At 34.5% G+C, this 19,625-nt stretch carries 15 protein-coding genes; 8 read left to right on the forward strand and 7 right to left on the reverse strand.

The window, feature by feature from the left end:
* Position 1: 1 nt before the first annotated feature.
* The 3 genes from J3U19_RS04460 to polA form a co-directional block, all read right to left on the reverse strand.
* Positions 2-1,615: an intermembrane phospholipid transport protein YdbH family protein gene (locus J3U19_RS04460; RefSeq protein ID WP_267345515.1), complete on the reverse strand. Its 1,614-nt coding sequence runs from the start codon at positions 1,613-1,615 to the stop codon at positions 2-4.
* A 57-nt stretch (positions 1,616-1,672) separates the two neighbouring features.
* Positions 1,673-3,103 carry a glutamate--tRNA ligase gene (gene gltX / locus J3U19_RS04465; RefSeq protein ID WP_267340190.1) on the reverse strand — a complete coding sequence of 477 codons (1,431 nt, stop codon included), beginning with the start codon at positions 3,101-3,103 and terminating at the stop codon, positions 1,673-1,675.
* A gap of 259 nt (positions 3,104-3,362) precedes the next feature.
* The gene (gene polA / locus J3U19_RS04470; protein WP_267345516.1) at positions 3,363-6,143 is read right to left on the reverse strand and encodes a DNA polymerase I; all 2,781 of its coding nucleotides are present in this window, start codon (positions 6,141-6,143) and stop codon (positions 3,363-3,365) included.
* Positions 6,144-6,344: 201 nt separating this feature from the next.
* Here polA and folE point away from each other — a divergent pair, with 201 nt between their 5' ends.
* The 5 genes from folE (at position 6,345) to ispH (ending at position 12,618) form a co-directional block, all read left to right on the forward strand.
* Positions 6,345-7,004, forward strand: coding sequence for a GTP cyclohydrolase I FolE (gene folE / locus J3U19_RS04475; protein WP_267340187.1), 660 nt, complete (start codon positions 6,345-6,347; stop codon positions 7,002-7,004).
* Positions 7,005-7,306: 302 nt separating this feature from the next.
* Complete coding sequence (ribF, locus tag J3U19_RS04480) at positions 7,307-8,245, forward strand: bifunctional riboflavin kinase/FAD synthetase (RefSeq protein ID WP_267340186.1); 939 nt, start codon at positions 7,307-7,309, stop codon at positions 8,243-8,245.
* A 37-nt stretch (positions 8,246-8,282) separates the two neighbouring features.
* Positions 8,283-11,090, forward strand: coding sequence for an isoleucine--tRNA ligase (ileS, locus tag J3U19_RS04485; protein ID WP_267345517.1), 2,808 nt, complete (start codon positions 8,283-8,285; stop codon positions 11,088-11,090).
* Between the two features lie 105 nt (positions 11,091-11,195).
* Positions 11,196-11,669, forward strand: a complete 474-nt coding sequence (lspA, locus tag J3U19_RS04490) for a signal peptidase II (RefSeq protein WP_267340182.1) — start codon at positions 11,196-11,198, stop codon at positions 11,667-11,669.
* A 1-nt stretch (position 11,670) separates the two neighbouring features.
* Complete coding sequence (gene ispH / locus J3U19_RS04495; RefSeq protein ID WP_267340180.1) at positions 11,671-12,618, forward strand: 4-hydroxy-3-methylbut-2-enyl diphosphate reductase; 948 nt, start codon at positions 11,671-11,673, stop codon at positions 12,616-12,618.
* Positions 12,619-12,625: 7 nt separating this feature from the next.
* On the opposite strand, the gene J3U19_RS04500 is transcribed toward ispH, so the two are convergent.
* Both J3U19_RS04500 and J3U19_RS04505 read right to left on the reverse strand, forming a co-directional pair.
* On the reverse strand, positions 12,626-12,874 hold the full coding sequence (locus tag J3U19_RS04500) for a YfhL family 4Fe-4S dicluster ferredoxin (protein WP_267340178.1): 249 nt from the start codon (positions 12,872-12,874) through the stop codon (positions 12,626-12,628).
* Between the two features lie 857 nt (positions 12,875-13,731).
* Positions 13,732-13,857: a hypothetical protein gene (locus J3U19_RS04505; RefSeq protein ID WP_267345519.1), complete on the reverse strand. Its 126-nt coding sequence runs from the start codon at positions 13,855-13,857 to the stop codon at positions 13,732-13,734.
* Between the two features lie 652 nt (positions 13,858-14,509).
* Here J3U19_RS04505 and J3U19_RS04510 point away from each other — a divergent pair.
* Both J3U19_RS04510 and J3U19_RS04515 read left to right on the forward strand, forming a co-directional pair.
* Positions 14,510-15,697: an efflux RND transporter periplasmic adaptor subunit gene (locus J3U19_RS04510; protein ID WP_267340177.1), complete on the forward strand. Its 1,188-nt coding sequence runs from the start codon at positions 14,510-14,512 to the stop codon at positions 15,695-15,697.
* A gap of 2 nt (positions 15,698-15,699) precedes the next feature.
* On the forward strand, positions 15,700-17,670 hold the full coding sequence (locus J3U19_RS04515) for a MacB family efflux pump subunit (protein WP_267340176.1): 1,971 nt from the start codon (positions 15,700-15,702) through the stop codon (positions 17,668-17,670).
* A gap of 83 nt (positions 17,671-17,753) precedes the next feature.
* Here J3U19_RS04515 and J3U19_RS04520 read toward each other — a convergent pair whose 3' ends face one another.
* Positions 17,754-18,473, reverse strand: coding sequence for a DsbA family protein (locus J3U19_RS04520; RefSeq protein WP_267345520.1), 720 nt, complete (start codon positions 18,471-18,473; stop codon positions 17,754-17,756).
* Between the two features lie 14 nt (positions 18,474-18,487).
* Positions 18,488-18,757 (reverse strand): YihD family protein, encoded by a 270-nt coding sequence (locus J3U19_RS04525; protein WP_267340174.1) that lies wholly within the window; start codon positions 18,755-18,757, stop codon positions 18,488-18,490.
* Between the two features lie 238 nt (positions 18,758-18,995).
* Between J3U19_RS04525 and mobA the strand changes: the two genes are divergently transcribed.
* Positions 18,996-19,583: a molybdenum cofactor guanylyltransferase MobA gene (mobA, locus tag J3U19_RS04530; protein WP_267345522.1), complete on the forward strand. Its 588-nt coding sequence runs from the start codon at positions 18,996-18,998 to the stop codon at positions 19,581-19,583.
* Positions 19,584-19,625: the final 42 nt, after the last annotated feature.

Raw genomic sequence — 19,625 nt, forward strand, 5'->3', positions numbered from 1 at the left:
CTTATTTTGCAGATTCCTTTTTTAAATGCGCTTCAATACGTTTACGAATTGGTTCACTAATTTGATCCGATAATTGTAAACTCGTTAGCAGTTTGGCGATATTTTCTTCTAATGTTACATTTAAATTGACAGCTTTGCCATCTTCAACATCCAAATTACTTCCTTGGATATGAAGCCCTAATTTAGCGACATCATCAGCATAATCAACCGTTCCATCCAGTTTAGTATAATGAAAATTTTTTATAATATCTGTGAGTATTTTCATATTAGGATTATTTTTGGCATAATTTTTTAAAGCTGAATTTTCAAACTGTAAAAAGCCTTGGTGGGTTGTGGTTAGCTGTCCTTTTTTAATTATAGGCTTAAAAGTTACACCATCTTTGTTATTTACAGATAATAAAGTAATGGGTAATAAACCATCAATAGCACCATCACCAGCGAGTCCTTCAGCAGGATATGTGGCAAGAATATCTTTTAATTGTATCTGTTTTAACCTTAAATTTAATTGTTGGGGTAATTTAGCTAAATTCAATTTATTGGCTTGAAGAAATATAGAACCTGAAAAAATCGTTGCTTGTGCCTTTTTACAAATAATTATACCTTTGTTTGGTGTATTAAATGGCGCTGTATAACTACCAGATAATTTCACTTGTTGTAAAGCAATCCCCATATTGATTTCTTGTATATTAAGTGATGGTACTGAAATGGTAAATTGCTGATTTTTGATATCAACATAGATATTACCCGCAGCAGATTTTATTTCACTATTTTTATAAATACCATTGAATTTATTAAGGGCTAATTTAGCTGTGGTTGATATCTGGTTAGGTTTAATCGGAATGAGTGATTGTACTTTAAATGTTAACGTTCCATTTAATTGGTTAAATTGAAAGTCGTCCGACAAATTTGCTTTTTCTATAGTTACTGAGGCATTGCCAGAATTATTGAATTCAAATCGATTATCGGTAATCCAACCCGTAAACGGCAGTAATATTTTCCCATTTTGTACACCAAATTGATTTATAGTTGTGGTTAAAACACCATTTTGGATATCAATACGCAAATCATTTTGATTGAATAGTAAAGTGGCAGAAAGATTAGCAACATATTGGTTATTCGACGATACGTCCAAATGAATAGCTTCTTGCTGTTTAGTTGCTGTCATCTCCACATCAAAAAGCTCACGATTTTGTTCATAAATTCGTAAAGAGTCAATATGGATCGTTGAGGGTAACCAGTAAATAATGGTTAACAACGACGAATAACTAAACTCCGATTGATTTTGCTTTTCAGTCGTCACATTAACGACATTTTTGGTTTTATCAGTGACCATCTTATTGTCACTTAATTGCCAATCAATATTAAGATTTTGGACTGATAGTTTTGACCAGGAAATCAGTACATCTTTAGCCGTAACAGTAAATTGCGACTCTTTATAAACCGTCAATTGTTCAAATGAAAGACCGGATAGGTTAATATGCGCTCCATACCAGTTTATTGAGAATCCGTACTCTTGTCTAAATTCTTGCCAAGAACGCCAGCCAAACAGACTAAGTACGATGATAAACATTAAAATACTTAGTGAAATCCAATAGCGTTTTTTTAAACGAGCCATATTCATTCTCGACTTAGCTAAAATTATTGCCGGAATCAACCGGCAATAATAGGATGATTATGCTGATGTTTGCTCTCTCTGGTTAATATACGCAAGCGCTTTATCAATTCTTGCTAGCGTGCGTTTTTTACCCACAGCAAATACCGTTGCATCAACAGAAGGGGATTGACCAATACCGGTTACTGCAACACGAAGTGGCATACCAACTTTACCCATACCTATTTCAAGCTCCGCAGCTGTTTTTTCAATAACCTGATGGATTTTTTTAATTTCCCAATCAAAATCAGCAATCGCTTCAATTTTTTCTCGGATGTTTTCTAATGGTTCTTTGGCAACGGGGCGTAGATGTTTTTTTGCAGCATCAGCATCAAAATCAGTAAAATCTTGATAACAATAAGCACATGATTGAGCCATCTCTTTTAGCGTTTTGCAACGTTCGCCAAATAACTTAATAATCGTAATCAGATCTGGGCCTTGTGATAAATCATAGCCAAGTTGATTCATATGCCAAACTAAATGTTGAGCAACATAATCAGCATCTAAATGATTAATATAATGATGATTTAACCAAAGTAATTTTTCAGTATTAAATGCACTTGCAGATTTACTCACTGCATCTAATGAGAAGAAATCAATCATTTCTGGCACTGAAAATATCTCTTGATCACCATGAGACCAACCAAGACGAACTAAATAGTTAAGCAACGCTTCTGGCAAATAACCATCATCACGGTATTGCATCACGCTCACTGCGCCATGACGTTTAGAGAGCTTTTGTCCATCGTCACCTAAAATCATTGATACATGACCATATTCAGGCAATGGTGCACCTAATGCTTTTAAAATATTAATTTGGCGAGGCGTATTATTAATATGATCCTCACCACGAATAACATGAGTGATTTCCATATCCCAATCATCCACAACGACGCAAAAATTATAAGTCGGAGAACCATCAGTACGACGAATGATTAAATCATCAAGCTCTTTATTGGCAATTTCAATTGGACCACGAATCAGATCATTAAAAATAACTACGCCATCTACTGGATTAGCAAAACGAACAACATGCGGCTCAGTATGTGAATGCTGTTTTTGAATATCATCACACCGACAATGACCGTCATAACGCGCTTTTTCACCTTTCGCCATTTGCTCTTCACGTAATTTTTCAAGACGTTCTTTTGAACAGTAACAACGATAAGCCGAACCTTTAGCTAACATTTCATCAATAACTTGATTGTAACGATCAAAACGTTTCGTTTGAAAATAAGGACCTTCATCCCATGACAATTTTAACCAATTCATACCTTCCATGATGGCTTCAATCGCTTCTGGTGTTGAACGCTCAAGATCAGTATCTTCAATACGCAATACAAACGCACCTTTTGCATGACGAGTAAAGAGCCAAGAGTAAAGCGCTGTACGTGCACCACCTACATGTAAATAGCCTGTTGGGCTAGGTGCAAAACGAGTTTTAATTTTCATGAAATAATCCTAATAATAACAGAAATGAGCGCCGATACTATAAGGTCATCATTTGCGCCCTTTTATTTTGTCAATATCAAATTAATAGAATAACTTTTTGATATAAATTCATTTTAGTTGCTTATTCTAACATGCTAAAAGGTTTCGGCAATAGTCATGTTAATGTTAAAGAATTAATGATCAACGTTGTAAAAAAGTTTGAGGTTAAGCATACGTTTGAGTATAAAACATTGATACTTAACCTTTGTATTTTGAATAATTAATGTGCCTCATCCCAGTTATTGCCGATTCCTATATCAACTTTTAAAGGTACGGATAACTGATAACAATTTTCCATAATCTTTTTAATTTCTGTACAGTACTGTTCAACAAATGCATCTTTTACCTCAAACACTAATTCATCGTGTACCTGCATCACCATTTTGATATTACCTGCGGATTGATTTTTTATCCACTCACTCATTTTTATCATGGCTGTTTTGATAATATCCGCCGCGGTACCTTGCATTGGTGCGTTAATTGCTGCGCGTTCAGCTCCTCGCTTTTCAATACCGTTAGTTGATCTAATCTTAGGTAGATACAAACGGCGACCAGACAAGGTTTCAACATAACCTTGCTCGGCAGCAAGTTGGCGTGTTTGTTCCATATATTGTTGAACGCCTGGATAGCGTTCAAAATAACGATCGATATAAAACTGCGCTTCTTTACGAGGAATATTGATCTGTTTAGATAAACCAAAAGCGCTCATACCATAAATTAAACCAAAATTAACTGCTTTAGCACGTCTTCGCTCTTCATTGGTGACTTCTGATTCGGTTTTACCTAAAATCTCACCAGCGGTTACTCGATGAATATCTTTATCATGGGCAAAAGCATTAAGTAAACTTTTATCGTGCGATAAATGCGCCATAATACGTAACTCAATTTGTGAATAATCAGCAGAAATGATCTTATAACCTTTCGGTGCAATAAATGCTTGGCGAATACGGCGTCCTTCTTCATTGCGTACTGGGATATTTTGTAAATTCGGATCGTTGGATGACAATCGACCTGTGATAGTACCAATTTGATTATAGTTAGTATGAATACGCTGATCGATTGGGCTTATCATCAATGGTAGTTTATCGGTATAAGTATTTTTCAATTTAGCTAACCCACGATAAAACAAAATCATTCGTGGTAATTCGTATTCGTTGGCCAGCTCACTTAATACTTCTTCACTGGTTGAAGGATCACCTTTTGGGGTCTTTTTTAAAACAGGTAAATTGTGTTTCTCAAATAAAATAGCTTGAATCTGTTTTGGTGAAGCTGGATTAAATTTTTCGCCTGCTAATGATTGCAGTTGTGCTTCAATTTCAATTAACTGTTTAGCTAACTCATTAGAGTACTCATTTAATTGCTTTGCATCAACCAAAACACCTGTTCTTTCCATTTCAGCCAGTACAATAGCTAATGGCATCTCAATATCAGTAAATAGCTTCGTTAATTTTTGGTCTTTTTCAAGTTCTGGCCACAATTTTTCATGCAGTTGCAAAGTAATATCCGCATCTTCAGCCGCATACTGAGTCGTTTTTTCTATCTCAATAGCATCAATGGTAACTTTCTTTTTATCTACTTTGGTTAGCTCATCATAAGTAATGGTTTTATGATTGAGATAACGATGTGCCATACTATCCATATCATGACGCTCAGTACTATTTAATACATAAGATTCAAGCATGGTATCATAGGCAATACCACTTACCTTAATACCATAATTAGCTAATACGCTATAATCAAATTTAGCATTTTGCGCAATTTTTTTGATCTTTGAATTTTCAAGTACGGGGCTTAATTTGGCTAACACATCGGTTAAGGGTAATTGCTCTGGAACACCTAAATACTGATGTGCCAGTGGTAAATAAGCGGCTTGATAGGGTTTAACACTCAGCGATATACCCACTAATTTAGCATGCACATGATCAACATTATCCGTTTCAGTATCAAAAGCAAATTGCTTACTATTGGATAACTTGATAACCCAATCATCCAGTTGCTCATGCGTTAATATACATTGATAATCGGTCTCTTTTTTTTGTGCTAGAGTTGGATGTTGTTGCTCTACAAATAAAGATGAACTTTTATCTACATCTACGATAGCATTGTTTTGCTGTTTTAGGAACGTACCAGCAATTAACTCTTTTTGCCAACGATGAAAACCATAATAAGAAAACAATTCGACCAATTTATTGACATCAATGTCGGAAATAAGCAATTGCTCATTAGTAAAATCTAATTTTACATCAGTTTTAATGGTAGCAAGCAAATAGGAAAGTTCAGCTTCAGTTTGATTATCAATCAATTTTTGTTTTAAAGATTTTGCACCACGGATCGATAATTTTTCAATATCATCTAAGCGCGCATAAATATCTTTAATACTGGTAAATTCAGTCAATAAGCTTTGTGCCGTTTTTTCACCTACACCTGGCACTCCAGGAATATTATCAGATGAATCGCCTCTTAAAGCTAAATAATCAATAATTTTTTCAGGTGGAACACCAAATTTATCCATCACCCCTTTTGGATCAAGCACAGCATTATTCATTGTATTAATTAGTGTGATTTTATCGCTCACCAACTGAGCCATATCTTTATCGCCAGTACTAATTAATACCTCCAAATTTTCGCGTTCAGCTTGTCTGGCTAAAGTACCAATAACATCATCAGCCTCAACACCTTCAATGCATAGTAATGGTAATCCCATTGCTTTCAAAATAGTATGAATGGGATCAATTTGCGGGCGAAGATTTTCGGGCATGGCCTCACGTGTTGCTTTATATTCGCTATAGATCTCATTACGAAATGATCCCCCTTTAGCATCAAAGACCACCGCAATATGGGTAGGATTATATTGATTAATCAAACTGCGAATCATATTAATCACACCAAAAATAGCACCAGTTGGCTCACCTTGGGCGTTAGTTAATGGAGGGCATGCAAAAAAAGCTCGGTAAAGATAAGAAGATCCATCAATTAAGATGATCGGCGTATTGTTTGGCATTTCTATTACCCAAATGTTATTCAAGTCAATGGCTGATAGTATAACCTAATTAACCATAATATTCTTATTCACGACCATAATATAATGTAAAGAAGTTTCAGATTAACTATACGTTTCAGTATAAAAAACCAGTAAACAACTGTATATTGTTCAATAAATGTTATATAATAGTGCATTTATTTTCGCCTGAGTATGTAATAGATGACAGAATTAAGTCTTGCTGCGCAAAAAGTAAAAGAAGCACTCGCCGCTAAAAATCTGGAAACCCCATCGAGTCGTTTAGATATGAATAATAGCGAACGGAAAGCTAAAATCGAAACACATTTTCGAGAAATTATGAAACTCATGGAACTTGATTTGAGTGATGATAGCCTAGCTGAAACTCCGCACCGTGTTGCAAAGATGTATGTTGATGAAATCTTTTCTGGACTTAATTATCATAACTTCCCCAAAATCACCTTAATTGAAAATAAAATGCAGGTTGATGAAATGATTACTGTTCGGGATATTACTTTAACGAGTGTTTGTGAACACCATTTTGTTACCATAGATGGTAAAGCGACGGTTTCTTATATTCCAAAAGATAAAGTGATTGGTTTATCGAAAATTAATCGGATTGTTGAGTTTTTTTCACAACGCCCCCAAGTGCAAGAAAGATTAACCCAACAAATTCTGGTTGCACTACAAACACTGTTAGGAACGGTTAATGTTGCAGTTTCAATTGATGCCACACACTATTGCGTAAAAGCCCGCGGTATTAAAGATTCAAACAGTCTAACAACAACAACCGCATTAGGTGGAGGATTTAAAACGAATCCAAGCACCCGGCAAGAATTTTTAAGGGCGTTAAAACACTATTAATAGCAATTAAACGATAAAAAGAAAGTCGTGTCTTATTTTATGAGCACAACAATAGAATTTACAATCATAAGATAGCAAATTGTTTTATTATGTGATTTTTCTTTAATGATCAATGTCCATTTACGTAAAGTGATAAAAATGCTTTAAAGCTTGATATTACCATCACGCGTTATTCATTCAATAAGCGTAATATTGCATATATAACATAAAAAGCACAGTTGTTATTGCGTGCATCTTCAAGAAAGATTGGTATAATTGACTACTATTTTAGTTAAAACATAACAATTAATTAACTCGCTTTAATGAAGATAATCCGCGGTATTGGTAATTTAAACAATGAATTTACTCAATGTGTACTAACATTGGGCAACTTTGATGGTGTACATTTAGGGCACCAACAATTAATTAATCATTTAATAGAACAAGGTAAAAAATTAAATTTACCAACAGTGGTTATGTTATTTGAACCTCAGCCATTAGAGTTTTTCTGTAAAGAGCAAGCGCCTGCAAGATTAACATCATTTAAACAAAAAGTGATGTTAATTGAAAAGCTCGGTATCGACTATATTATTGCAATTCCATTCACCCAAACCTTTGCCAATATGTCAGCCAATACTTTTGTTCAAGATTGGTTAATTAACAAACTAAATGCCAAATATATTGCTATTGGTGATGATTTTCGGTTTGGACATGAACGTAAAGGCGATATTCATTTTTTACAACATTTTTCTTATAACCGCCACTTTGTTATTCAGAGTATGCCAACACTGGTTTGGAATAATTTAAGAATCAGTAGCACTGCGGTGCGAGAAGCGTTGTTCAATAGTAATTTTAAATTAGCACATTGCCTTTTAGGGCGTGAATATACCATTGAGGGGCGCGTAATACATGGCAATGCTTTAGCAAGACAATTAGGATTTCCCACAGCCAATATTCATCTGCACCGCAAAAAACCAGCGCTACAAGGTGTTTATCTGGTTAAAATCAAAAATTGCTGTAGCAATCAAGATTATGAAGGTATAGCCAACATAGGTATAAGACCCACAATTCAAGGCAAAAAAGCAATATTAGAGGTGAATCTGTTTGACTTTTCAGGTGATATTTATGGACAATATTTAGACGTTACATTTGTTCGTAAATTACGTGATGAGAAAAAATTTGATTCATTGTCAGACTTAAAAGAACAAATAACACAAGATATTTGCACTGCGAAAGAGATCAGGGCAAAATTAACCAATTAAAAAGTAGTATCAACAAAATTAACTGGAATAAATCAGCATGACAGATTATAAAAACACATTGAATTTACCGGAAACTGGGTTTCCAATGCGAGGAGATCTTGCTAAACGTGAACCTGCGATGTTGCAAAATTGGTACGATAAAGAGCTTTATCGTAAAATCCGCCAAGTAAAAAAAGGGAAAAAAGCCTTTATTTTGCATGATGGTCCTCCTTATGCAAACGGTAAACTTCATATTGGTCATGCTGTCAATAAAATTATTAAAGACATTATCATCAAATCAAAAGGATTAAGTGGTTATGACTCCCCGTATATTCCAGGATGGGATTGTCATGGTTTGCCTATCGAGCAAAAAGTAGAAGAACAAGTCGGTAAGCCAGGTGTAAAAGTAACACCCGCTGAATTTCGTCAAATTTGCCGCGATTATGCTGCTTCACAAGTTGAACTACAAAAAGCTGATTTTATTCGCATGGGTGTACTTGGCGATTGGCAAAATCCATACCGTACGATGAACTATGATACTGAAGCAAATATTATTCGTGCATTAGGTAAAGTGATTCAAAATGGACATTTAGTTAAAGGCGCTAAACCAGTTTATTGGTGTACGGATTGTATGTCTGCGTTAGCGGAAGCTGAAGTCGAATATTATGATAAATCATCGCCAGCGATTGATGTTAAATTCAAAGCAACCGACAATCAAGCGGTAGCAAATAAATTTGGAATCAATACAGATTTAACGATTTATGCAGTTATCTGGACAACCACACCTTGGACACTTCCTGCTAGCCGAGGAATTGCACTTAATGCAATAGTGGAATATCAACTCGTACAAATCAATGATAAAGAATGCTTAATTTTAGCATCACAATTAGTTGAATCGTTCATGAAACGTGCTGATATAGCTAATTGGAAAATCTTAGGATCTTGCCATGGTGAGGATCTTGAATTATTGCGTTTTAAACACCCTTTTCTCGATTTTGATGAACCCGTTGTCCTTGGTGAACATGTTACGGTTGATGCTGGTACTGGCGCAGTACATACAGCCCCAGGTCATGGAGCAGAAGATTTTGTTGTTGGTCAAAAATATGGTCTGGAAGTGGCTAATCCTGTTGGAGGAAATGGTTGTTACTTACCTGGAACAGGTGCTGGTTTAGATGGTTTATTTGTTTTTAAAGCCAATAAAGTGGTGGTGGAACTATTAAAAGAACGTAATGCGTTACTACACTTTGAAAATATTGAACATAGCTATCCATGCTGCTGGCGACATAAAACGCCAGTTATCTACCGTGCAACGCCACAATGGTTTATAAGTATGGATAAACAAGGTCTACGTGCTCAATCATTAAAAGAGATCAAACAAGTTCGTTGGATCCCAGACTGGGGGCAAGCACGTATTGAAACTATGGTAGCGAACCGTCCAGACTGGTGCATTTCTCGCCAACGCACATGGGGCGTACCCATGACGCTATTTGTGCATAAAGAGACAGAAGAACTGCATCCAGATACTTTAAAACTTATTGAAAAAATAGCGAAATTAGTTGAACAAAATGGCATTCAAGCATGGTGGGATGCAGATATTAAAGATCTACTTGGTCCTGATGCCGATGATTACCGTAAAGTACCTGACACATTAGATGTATGGTTTGATTCAGGATCAACTTTTTATTCAGTGGTTCGTGTTCGTCCTGAATTTGCAGGACACGAAGCCGATATGTTTTTAGAAGGTTCCGATCAACATCGTGGTTGGTTTATGTCATCATTAATGTTATCAACAGCTATTGATAATAAAGCCCCTTACAAACAAGTCTTAACTCACGGTTTCGTAGTTGATGGGCAAGGTCGTAAGATGTCTAAATCACTCGGTAATATTGTGACACCACAAGAAGTTATGAATAAATTAGGTGCCGATATATTACGTTTATGGATTGCTTCTACCGATTATTCGGGCGAAATGAGCTACTCAGATGAAATTATTAAACGCGCTGCGGATAGCTATCGCCGTATCCGTAATACCGCACGTTTTTTACTGGCAAACTTAAATGGTTTCGAACCAGCCAAAAATATGATTAAACCAGAAGATATGGTGGTACTTGATCGCTGGGCAGTGAGTATGGCAAAAGAAGCCCAAGATCAAATCATTCAGGCTTATGAGCACTATGATTTCCATAAAGTTGTACAACGTATTATGCAATTTTGCTCAATCGAAATGGGTTCTTTCTATTTAGATATCATTAAAGATCGTCAATATACGGCCAAAAGCGATAGTATTGCTCGTCATAGTTGCCAAACTGCGCTGTATCATATTGCACAAGCGATGGTACGTTGGATTGCGCCAATTTTATCCTTCACTGCAGATGAAATTTGGCAATATCTACCAGCAACAGAAAAACAAGAATTTGTTTTTGAAGATGAATGGTACACAAAACTGTTTACATTATCAGACAATGAAACATTAAACAGTGAATATTGGGCACAAATTCTAGCGATTCGTAGTGAAGTTAATAAAGTGCTTGAGCAAGGTCGTAATGATAAAGTGATAGGAGGGGCTCTTGAAGCGGCGGTTACCCTTTATGCTGATGAAGATATCACCACAACTTTAGCTAAATTAGAAAACGAATTACGCTTTGTATTATTAACATCACAAGCAGATGTTAAGCCATTACAAGCAGCGCCAGAAAATGCCGTGCAAAGTGATATTAATGGATTAAAAATTGAACTTACCAAAGCGCAAGGCGATAAATGCCCGCGTTGCTGGCACTATACTATCGATAATGATCCAATCACGCATCTATGTAAACGCTGTGAAGAAAATATTAATGGTAAAGGTGAAGTTAGACATTTCGCCTAGCATCAATAATTTGATATTTAAAACCGCTATAGAAGAAAATCTATAGCAATTCAATATTTTAACCGCCGACAGCTGTCGGCGGAAATATAATAATGAGCATACTATATGAAAAAAGATAATGGACTTTACTGGTTACTCGTTACAATTGTGGTTTTTGTAATTGATATTGCAAGCAAATTTTTTATTATTGATAAATTTTCTCTGTTTGAATCAGTAAATCTTTTACCGTTCTTTTCGATTACTTATGTGCGTAATATCGGTGCAGCATTTAGTTTTTTTGAAGGACAACGTGAGATGCTTGTTGCTATTGCCTTAATTATCAGCGTTGTAATTATGCATATGCTCTATCGTAATTCACGCCACAAAAAATTAGAAAATTTTTCCTTATCACTAATTTTAGGTGGTGCATTGGGTAACTTATTCGATCGCTTGTACCATGGTTTTGTGATTGATTTTTTAGATGTTAATTTTGGCAATTGGCACTATCCAACTTTTAATATTGCAGACTGCGCTATCTGTATAGGCATTGGATTATTTATTTTTTGTAACTGTAAAAAACCGAAACAGACTGCTGAGTAATATGCAAATAATTTTAGCTAATCCTCGTGGATTTTGTGCTGGTGTTGATCGCGCCATTACAATTGTTGAGCGAGCTATTGAACTTTTTGGTGCTCCTGTTTATGTCCGCCATGAGGTGGTACATAATCGTTATGTGGTGAATCGCCTTAAGCAATTAGGCGCCATATTCATCGAAGATATTAGGGATGTACCCGACAATACCATTCTTATTTTCTCAGCACATGGCGTATCTAAAGCAGTTCGAGAAGAAGCCAAACAGCGCAAATTGCGCGTCTTTGATGCAACTTGCCCATTAGTAACCAAAGTGCATATGGAAGTAGCTCGATCAAGTTATCGCGGTGAAGAAGTCATTTTAATCGGTCATGCAGGCCATATTGAGGTCGATGGTACTATGGGGCAATATAACAATCCTAAAGGTGGTATCTATTTAATTGAATCGACTGAAGATGTAAATAAGTTAAAAATTAAAAATGAAAATCATCTTTGCTTTACCACTCAGACAACCTTATCTGTTGATGATACAGCGGAAATTATTGCCGCGCTAAAACAACGCTTTCCAAATATTCGTAGTCCTCGTAAAAATGATATTTGCTACGCCACAACCAATCGTCAGCAAGCGGTTAAACAGTTATCATCACGTGCTGATATTGTTTTAGTTGTCGGATCTAAAAATTCATCAAACTCAAATCGTTTAGCAGAACTCGCGCGACGAAACAGTAAAAATGCTTATTTAATCGATTATGCATCGGATATTCAACAAGAATGGTTAATTAATGCACGTACAATTGGGGTAACCGCTGGTGCATCAGCACCAGATATTTTAGTGCAACAAGTTATCGAGCACTTAAAAGGTTTAGGTTGCACATCTCTTATTGAAACCGAGGGTATTTTAGAAAATATCACTTTTGAAATTCCTAAAGAATTGCGAATAGAAGCTAAGACAGTCTAACTTAAGATCAGTGCTTAAGTCGTTCAAATTTTGCTAATAGTTCTTCCTGTGTTTCAACATGCTCTGGATCTGCAATAATAGCATTTTGTATTGGGCAAACACGCTGACATGTCGAATGATCATAATAGCCAACACATTCTGTACATTTGTTAGGATCAATTTCATAAGTATCAAAGCCCATTGAGATTGCCTCATTAGGGCACTCAGGCTCACACATATCACAATTAATACATTTGTTGGTTATTTTTAATGCCATTCTCTTTGCTATCTTTAATTAACTGAAAAAAATTGGCGTCATTATAGCGCAATCACCAATAATTCCGAATAAAGATCACATTATCACTGTTTAAGAAGATCAATTCTTGTCAAAAAGTTTCAGATTAACTATATGTTTGAGTATAAAAACTCGACCAAATTAGTGTTAACAATTACATTTATGAAATATAAATATCCAGTAAATTAAAAAATTTAAGCGCTATTGATCCAATTAATACTGACCAGAAGCGCTTTTATTATTTTTTATTGAAATCAAAATGTTTTTAATATTTTCAAGTATTATTGCTGAAGTTTATGGACCTGGTACATTAATCATTTCCAATCTTCACGGTTTTTTTAAACACTAGCATAACATCAATACTAACTTGACCTTTTTCACCACTATTATTTGTATCAGAACACATACAATTGCAGCATCCTACATTAATAATATTACTCGTTGGTTAAATTGTGGCAGCAATTAAGTTATAACATGACTTAGTTGCAATGAGTATTCACTATCTTGGTGCGATCATTCCTTGTGAAACACACGATTAATTTAATGTTATGTCGAAATACACGTCAATTGCTTTGAAGTTGAGCTTATCGTCTCTTTTAACAAAAAGCGTATTTTTCAATTTGATTGTGCATTCAATGGCTGAGATCAGCAATTCTTAAAGCTACTATAACCTCGTTACTATAATTGACTATACCTGATGCAATACAAACAAAACCTTCTTCATCATGCATGGAATAACCATCAATCTACACTTTTGCAATACTATTATGAATGGGCGCTCGGTCGACAAGGTTTTACTGATAAATTGTACTAATGGACGACTTAAAACTTTATTAATTTCAACTAACAGTTGATAAGCTAACAATGAATCTACCCAGCCCAGTACAATATAAAGGCATTTGGCTACTACCAGTATGTGAGTTGGTTTTAACAGCAAGCTCACCTTCAGCTTTATACAAAAGCATAGCACTGCCATCACGATAGACGGCTAAGAAGCAGGTGTCATTTAGTTTTGCTGAAATTTGTTTTAAAAAAATCGATATCCAACTGAAAAATATTTTTCAGTAAAAGCGTGATAGCAGAGATATTGTCTTTTTTAATATGTCTAAAATTCTCAATACGGTTATTTTTGCTATCTGACTTAATTTAATGATTTCTGCTAAAGAATTTCCTGAAGAATAATGGTTACTAATTTCAAGTACAGTTAAGGCATTAACTCACCTAGTTTATTGTTTAGAAAAAAACATTTACTGAGCCCTACACAGAAATACTTTTTAAATAAGTCATTGCTTATTTATCATTAAAAAACATTATGTTATAAAATAAAACAGGCATTTTGAAAAAGACTTCGGTATACTAATTTATCTAATTACATGTATAAATTAGGGTTAGGGGTTACCTATTACGAGAATATTCTGTTTTTTCTATGAATTCAATAACATATTTTTATTATTTATTTTCTAAGAAAAAAATAAACTAGATTATTTTATATTTCATAGTGTTTTATTTATTTTCATATTCATTACAGTTTATTAAGAGTAATTATTAATATCATTTAACTTATTAAGATAAAATACACAATATCACAAAAATAACAAATTTAAAGGATGAAAGAGATTGTTAAAGTTAATTAAAATCAAATACATATTAATAGCAATTATTATTTTCGTAATTTTCTATATTGCGAAATTAATTATATTTCCAACAGAAACAACGGTTAATTATATTACTTCACCCGTTACTAAAGGTAACATTGAAAAATCAGTATTAGCAGACGGTACAATTAGCGCTTTTAAACAAGTAAGTGTTGGGGCTCAGGTTTCAGGACAAATCAAAAAGCTTTATGTTGAATTAGGTGACGAAGTTAAACAAGGTGATATGATTGCCGAGATTGATGATCTAAAACAAAATAATGATTTAAAGCAATCCGAAGCATCCCTTAATAGCTTTGAAGCGCAACGCAAATCTAAAAAAGCGAAATTGGTAAACTATCAGTTGACCTACAACAGACAATTAAAATTGGTTAATAAAGGGGTCGGCATTCAATCAGATTTAGATGCGGCAAAGGCCGATCTTGATGCAATTAAAGCCGATATTGCAGCTCTTGATGCAGATATCGTAAATGCCCAAGTCGCTGTAGATACCGCCAAAGTTAATTTAGGCTATACCAAAATTCGCTCGCCGATTGATGGTGTGATTGTTGCCATTCCCGTTGATCAAGGTCAGACCGTTAATTCAGTACAAAGTGCGCCTACTATCGTAAAAGTGGCTCAGCTCGATAAAATGACGATTGAAGCTCAAATCTCCGAAGCCGATGTCATTAATGTTAAAAAAGGTATGCCAATCTATTTTACAATTTTAGGTCTACCTAATAAGCGTTTTGATGGTTTAACATTACGCGCAATTGAACCAGCACCAGATTCAATTAATACTGAAACTACTACAAGTTCAAGCTCATCAACAACGAAAAGTGCTATTTACTATAATGGGTTATTTGATGTTGATAATCCTGATCATATTTTACGCATATCCATGACGGCACAAGTTTTTATTGTATTATCTTCTGCAAAAGATGTATTGACGATTCCATCTCAAGCTCTCCAAAAAAGTTTAGGAGAAAATAAAGCCATTGTTTATCTAATAAATAAAAATAAAGAGATTGAAGAACGGGAAGTCACAGTAGGTATTAATAATAATATAAATGTCGAGATAAAATCAGGTATCAAAGAAGGGGATACCGTTATCGTTAGTAGCACTAATGGTGCATCTCTAGGTAATGCAAAAGCACCAAGGATGCGATTCTAAATATGACAAACAAAAACACACCTCTAATTAAGCTTGAAAATATTATCCGTGAATTCCCTGCAGGGGATTCAACCGTGCAAGTTCTTAAAAGTATAAATTTAACAATTAATGCTGGTGAAATGGTGTCAATTATTGGAGCATCTGGTTCTGGTAAATCGACCTTAATGAATATTTTAGGATGCTTAGACAAACCTACTAGTGGTAATTATACGATAAGTGGTCGAATAACCAGTAAATTAACGCCTGATGAATTAGCTGAACTACGTCGTGAACATTTTGGTTTTATCTTTCAACGATACCATTTATTAAATGCATTGACTGCTCAAGGAAATGTTGAAATTCCTGCTATCTATGCTGGCGTTGGTGGAGAGAAAAGACAAAAACGTGCAACCGAAATTTTAACTCGTTTAGGATTAGGGGATAAAATTCACAATAAACCGAATCAGTTGTCGGGTGGGCAACAACAACGTGTAAGTATCGGTCGTGCTCTAATTAATGGTGGACAAATCATTTTAGCCGATGAACCAACTGGTGCTCTTGATCGTAAAAGTGGTTTAGAAGTTATGACAATATTGCGCGAACTGCACAGCCAAGGTCATACCGTTATTATTGTCACACATGATGCAAATATTGCCCAAAGCGCACAGCGAATCATTGAAATTAGTGATGGCAATATTATTTCAGATTCAATCAATCCTAATTATCAATCAGAAACTAACGACAATCGCCAAGTTAAACAAATTGAACAAGCTAAAACACAAGATAATTTACTAGCAAAATATTATCGTTTTCGTGATGCCTTTAAAATGGCAATTTTATCAATGTATTCACAGCGGTTACGAACCTTTTTAACAATGTTAGGTATTATCATTGGTATTGCATCTGTGGTTTCAATGGTGGCATTAGGACAAGGGACAAAACAAAAAATATTATCAAATATTAATGCTATGGGAACAAGTACATTAGAAATTTATGCTGGTAATGGTTTTGGAGATCGTAATGCAGATAAGATTACAACTTTACGATCATCGGATGCTGATTTTTTAGCTCAACAAAGTTTTGTTCATAGTACTACTCCAAATCTATCAACTAGCGTTTATTTCCGAATTAATAACCTGGCTGTAACCGGAACAGTTAATGGTGTCGGTGAACAATTTTTTGCTGTTCGTGGTTATGATATTACACAAGGCACCTCTTTTGATCAAACCAGCATTGACAATTCGGCACAAGATGCTGTAATCGATGAAAATACCGTTAAGCGATTATTTACAAATGAAGATCCAATTGGCAAAATTTTAATGGTTGGTCAGCTACCAGTTAAAATTATCGGCATTGCTTCAAAGCAGCAACAAGGATTTGGTAGTAATGAAAGTTTAAATGTTTGGTTACCTTATACCACTGTTATCAATCGTATGGTTGGACAAACTTCATTAAAAAGCATTACAGTGCGTATTAATGATAATATTGATTTGTCGATTGCCGAGCAAGCCGTTACTCGAATCATGTTACAACGGCATGGCACAAAAGACTTTTTCATTTTTAATTCAGATAGTATCCGTGAAACAATAAACTCTTCAGCTTGGGTCTTAACATTATTAGTGTCAACCATTGCATTAATTTCACTTATTGTTGGCGGTATTGGAGTAATGAATATCATGCTAGTATCGGTCACTGAAAGAACACGAGAGATCGGCGTTCGTATGGCGGTTGGAGCTCGCTCAAGTGACATTTTGCAACAATTCTTAATTGAAGCAGTATTAGTATGTTTAACTGGCGGAATAATAGGTATTTTGTTGTCATTTGTTGTAGGATTTATTTTTAATGCATTAGTTACATCTTTTGCTATGAGTTTTTCCTCCATAGCCATTGTAGCTGCCTTTAGTTGCTCAAGTATCATTGGCATTATTTTTGGTTATTTTCCTGCCAAACGTGCTGCAAAGCTCGATCCGATTTATGCTTTAGAAAGAGAATAACCATAATCGTTACAAAAAAAGCCTTTAATGAATTGCTTCATATAAAGGCTTTTTAACTAATGACTAAAACTTGAGTCTTTTAATTATTTTTTCTTTTTTGAATCAACGTTAACACTAGAATCTAAATTGGATAAAAAAGTAGCAACTCTAACATAATCCGCTATATATGCAGCATCGTTTGATGCATCAAGACCAGAAGAATTAATATAGAATTTACGATTGACAATAATAGAAGGAATAGATGAAGGTTTCATTTCTTTAATAGCATCAGCTTGTTGAACCATAAATGCTTTCACTAAAAAACTATTTTTAGTTTTTTCATAAGTTTCCGCATCAACACCCAATTTAGCAAATACTGCTTTAATATCATCAGCGGTTTTTATTGTTCTATCTTTTTGTACTGCATCATAAAGTGCCTGTGATGCTTTATCTTCTATACCAAGAACGTTAGCTATCGCCCATGCTTCGGATAATTCCATAGCAAGCGATCCAAAGTCTAATAAGTGATAGCGTTTAACTTTCATATTTTCTGGTAAAGCTTTAGCTATGAGGTTTGTACCATGAAATTTTGATTCGAAACGGAAACAACTAGGACAATTAAACGAGAAAAATTCAATCACTTCTTTTTCAGGTGATGGGTAAGTTGGTAACACAATATATTGTTTACCCTCTTCAATTGGTGCCTGTGTTGTTGCAGGTGTTTCGCTTTGGGATGTCTTTGGTATTGCACTTGTTGAAGAGTTATCCGCAAAACAATTTACCGAAAATAATAATATACCCATAGCAATAAGCGTTTTTTTCATTTAATTTATTCTCCTTATTCTTTAATAATTCCGCGGGCTTTTAACAATGCGGTTTTAAAATCATCTTCATAATCTTTTTTCAACCCAGGTATTGCTTCATTTTTATCTGAGTTACGCATTTTTAAATGATAAATTAACACTTCATCACTCAAATCTTGTAGGTCACCGTCAAAACCAGCTTCTTTACCCAATTTATCTAAAAGTTGCAATAAATTCAGATCTGAATCCGCTTCCCATGCTGGTTGTAATAACTCTATTAACTCATCTATACGGTGACATTTCATAATAACTACCTTATTAAATATTCAACTAAGTTGAAGGTGATGATATAAAACTTTATGTTAATCTTTATAGTACTATCTATATATTAAAAAGCCTCTATTATATACTCGACTTTAAATTTAAACAGTGCATTTAGAAAGATTCATAAACTGCTGACATATGTTATTTTGCGACTAAAAAATAACTTTGATATATAGTAATGCTATTTTGTTTTTTGGCAATGTAAAAGAGAAATAATTTATGCAAAAACTATCAATTACTGCAATTATTTTAGCTGGAGGTCAAAGCAACCGCATGAATGGTAAGGATAAAGGTCTAATGTTATTAGCAGGAAAACCGCTTTATCAACATGTTATTGATCGTATTAAACCTCACGTCAATTTTATAATGATTAATTGTAATCGACACATTGATCAATATAGCTCGTTAGGCTATTTAGTTTTTTGTGATGATTTAAAAGGATTTTTAGGACCTTTATCAGGAATTTACAGTGGTTTGTTAAAAAGCACGACAGATTGGAATTTATTTGTCAGCTGTGATACCCCCTTTTTACCAGATGATCTTATTGATCGATTAGTAAAATTTACAACAACTCACCAAGCAATTTATCCTTTTGATGGAAAAAATGATCATCCCACTATTTTATTGATCCACAAATCGATCGCTCCGCAATTAAATAAATATTTAGTCAATGGTGATCGTAAGCTTATGCTGTTTCTTAAGCAAATTAATGCAATCGCTGTTGATTTTAGTGAAAATCCGTCTGGTTTTACTAATATTAATACTCTGGAAATGCTGGAAAAAGCTAACGTTTTAATCAAGTCATGAATATTAAATGGTATTTTGTCGATTTATACAAGGAAGAATTTA

Origin of the sequence: Gilliamella sp. B2828, assembly GCF_026537125.1 — a bacterium.
GTDB lineage: Bacteria > Pseudomonadota > Gammaproteobacteria > Enterobacterales > Orbaceae > Gilliamella.